Genomic DNA, 2,904 nt, shown 5'->3' on the forward strand with positions numbered 1-2,904 from the left:
CAAACGGCGCGGCGGTCGGCCAGTAGATCGACTCCATGTCAAAGTCGTGCGTCAAATCTACCCAACGCCCGTCACGCGCGTCGTGTTGCTCAGTGGGAAGCAGACAACACCACGCAATGATGGCGATCAGCGCGGCGCACAGAAAAAGTAAAAGATAAACGAGGTGATTTTTCTGCGGCATTGGAATATCCAGAGGCAATGGTCTATTATACACCTAAATCCAAAAACTTTAAGTGAGTTGTTCAGCTTCGATCGTATTATTGATGTATTCTTTATCAATTTTTCCTTTTATTGATGGAATTTTTACCTCAAGTTCTCTTATTTTGGCTTTGGTCAGTTTACGATAGTAATTAAATCTCCAGCTTTCATTATTTATTGCAGCACATAGAAAAATTGCAAAATTACGGTCACAGAAGTCTTCTTTAAGGCTACCTACAAAAACGTCGTTGGTAGCAGCAATTTGATACGTATGATAGTGGGCGCAACAGCTACTTCCGTTTCCTGAGATAGTGATTTTCTCTGCCTCATAAACCTTTTCGCATTCTCCTTCATCCACCAAACTTTGAATTCCGTTATTTGCTTCGGACGTGGTAATAATAGGAATTTTCCCCGGCCTCATATTTTTCACAGGTCCGCTCTTACCTCGCTCCAAATATTCAAAAAAATAATCTATCGGGAATTTTTGGCAATTCCTATGAGTTTTAAATGGATTTTGGGAATTCAAAAGCCTTTTAGCATCTTCAATACTTTGGCGAACGGATTTAATATCAAATTCCCCTACCTTTCTCTTCCTTCCTATATTACTTTCTGGAGAAAGATCTAATTCTCCTTCTAATAAAATTGGGGAGCAGTCCAATTCTTTTGGAATATATTCAGGTTGTTCTCTCGTGAGTATATAGTTTTTCAGAGACTTCGTTATGCAATCCATATTGTTGGGCGGATCTCGCCACGTTTTTTTTCTCTCTACTCCATCGTTCAGTATAGCCCATACGACTCTATCGTTCTCTTTATGGGGACAATGGGCTTTGATGACGACTCCATATGTTCCCTTTGACGCCTGCGGACTAAAAAGCTCTTCTGCAAGTTTTATTACAGCAACAAGTGTATGTCGTTTTAGGAGATTTTTTCGCCAAGTAAATTCCCCACGTCCATCATTCGATGAATTCATTGCAGTAGTTGGAAGCACTGCAAATAACAAACCCGATCTATGCATATGCCCCAGTGCTTTGTCTATGAATTTCCATTCATATTCGGCAAGAGCAAAAGGCGGGTTCATTAAAACCTTGTTGAACTTCTGACTTATATTAGTTCTCAGACAATCTCCCTCTATTATGTTGCTGCTACCATCACCACGAAAGACCATATTAACAATGGCAAGTGTGGCAATAAACGGGTCTTGCTCAACGCCGTGCAAATTACCTCTCTTGAATTTGTCAATATCTCCGCCTTCCTTTCGTACTTTGTCTAGTGCAGATACAAGAAAGCCACCTGTTCCGCAAGTTGGATCAAATATAATATCCCTTCTCGATACATCAATAATCTCCGCGCCAAAGTTTGTAATATGACGCGGAGTTAAGACAATTCCAATTTCTTTCGCGTCATTAGCATATTTCAGGAACTGTTCGTAGCATTGCCCAAGCACATCACGACCACTATTTATTGTAGATGCGATATTCAAGTCACGCAATATTTCAATGGATCGAGCAAGAGCTTTTTTGTTTTTAATATGGTTATCCTTAGATGTTGGTAAATGAATACGAATTTCATCGTAAAAATTTTCTTTTCCATACTTTTTTAACTCGCTCTCTGCTCGACTGTTTATATCCCTTATCAAGGTGGAGGGGTCGTCGTTTAACTGCATTTCTTGATCATTGGCGAGTGCTAAAAGCAAGCTGGCCAGAACCTCCGCTCTACCTCTTTTATGTATTGCACCGTTATGGAGGATTTTATTAATTTCATCCATCTTTCTGGAAAACAGTTTATCATCAATTTCGTATTCATCCAAGCATCCCTTTCCGCTATTTATGACATGTTTCACTTGATCACGAGAGATAAATCCCGTAGAGTGCCTTTTATTGATCGTCAGACGTTTCCATTTATTCCGAACTAAGCAGTGGGTTTCTATATAGTGGGTTGTATCTGGCGTCCCGGCGAAACCAGTAATAATCTGACAATTGATGCCCCTTATTTCGTTGATTTTCTTCGCCCGCTCCTTAGCTTGCTTTATAGCCTCTGGAAGATCTCCGGCTGTTGCTTTGGCTTCAATAATCCAAAATTGTCCATCTCCAATATCGACGGTATATTCAGGCCTTCCTCTGCCGAAAGCTTCTTTTAATTTATCATTTTGTCTGGTGCATTCATTCTGCGTATAAACCTGCCCCCCAAGGGCTGGCGATTTAACATTCCAACCCATTTCTTTAAGGCGATCTACTATGTATACATAAGATCGAAATTCACTTTCAACAGTAGGCTTCATATCACCATTACATAAATCACTGCTCTCATTATAATGGAAATTTTTGAGCCTTGACTCTGGAACATGGCGAATTTCGGCGCTGATCCTTTTGATCTCAACGGCAAGGTGGCCGTGGTGTGCGGCGGCAGCCGCGGCATCGGCGCGGCGATTGCGCGGGGGCTGGCCAGTCGCGGCGCCCGAGTGGTGGTCGCGAGTCGAAAGTTGGAGAATTGCGAAGCGGTGGCGCAGGAGATTCGCGAACTGGGCGGGGATGCGAGCGCGGCCAAATGCCATGTCGGCTCGCCCGAGGACATCGAGGCGCTGTTCGCCGGCGTGGCGGCGAATTGCGGACGTTTGGATGTTCTGGTGAACAACGGGGCGACGAATCCCTACTTCGGCGCGGCGGTCGACACGCCGGACACCGCGCTGATGAAAACGCTGGAAGTGAA

General features: G+C 43.4%; 3 protein-coding genes. 1 reads left to right on the forward strand and 2 read right to left on the reverse strand.

The genetic code is table 11. The features are described from left to right. Together ACOQOA_RS00025 and ACOQOA_RS00030 are read right to left on the reverse strand one after the other, a co-directional pair. A partial coding sequence (locus ACOQOA_RS00025; protein ID WP_420546653.1) for a hypothetical protein occupies positions 1–181 on the reverse strand: 181 nt, incomplete at its 3' end. 48 nt (positions 182–229) lie between these two features. Next, complete coding sequence (locus ACOQOA_RS00030) at positions 230–2,476, reverse strand: N-6 DNA methylase (RefSeq protein ID WP_420546654.1); 2,247 nt, start codon at positions 2,474–2,476, stop codon at positions 230–232. Between the two features lie 63 nt (positions 2,477–2,539). Between ACOQOA_RS00030 and ACOQOA_RS00035 the strand changes: the two genes are divergently transcribed. Beyond that, a partial coding sequence (locus ACOQOA_RS00035) for an SDR family NAD(P)-dependent oxidoreductase (RefSeq protein ID WP_420546655.1) occupies positions 2,540–2,904 on the forward strand: 365 nt, incomplete at its 3' end.

Origin of the sequence: Curvivirga sp. (genome assembly GCF_965219885.1) — a bacterium.
GTDB lineage: Bacteria > Pseudomonadota > Alphaproteobacteria > UBA8366 > Aestuariispiraceae > Curvivirga.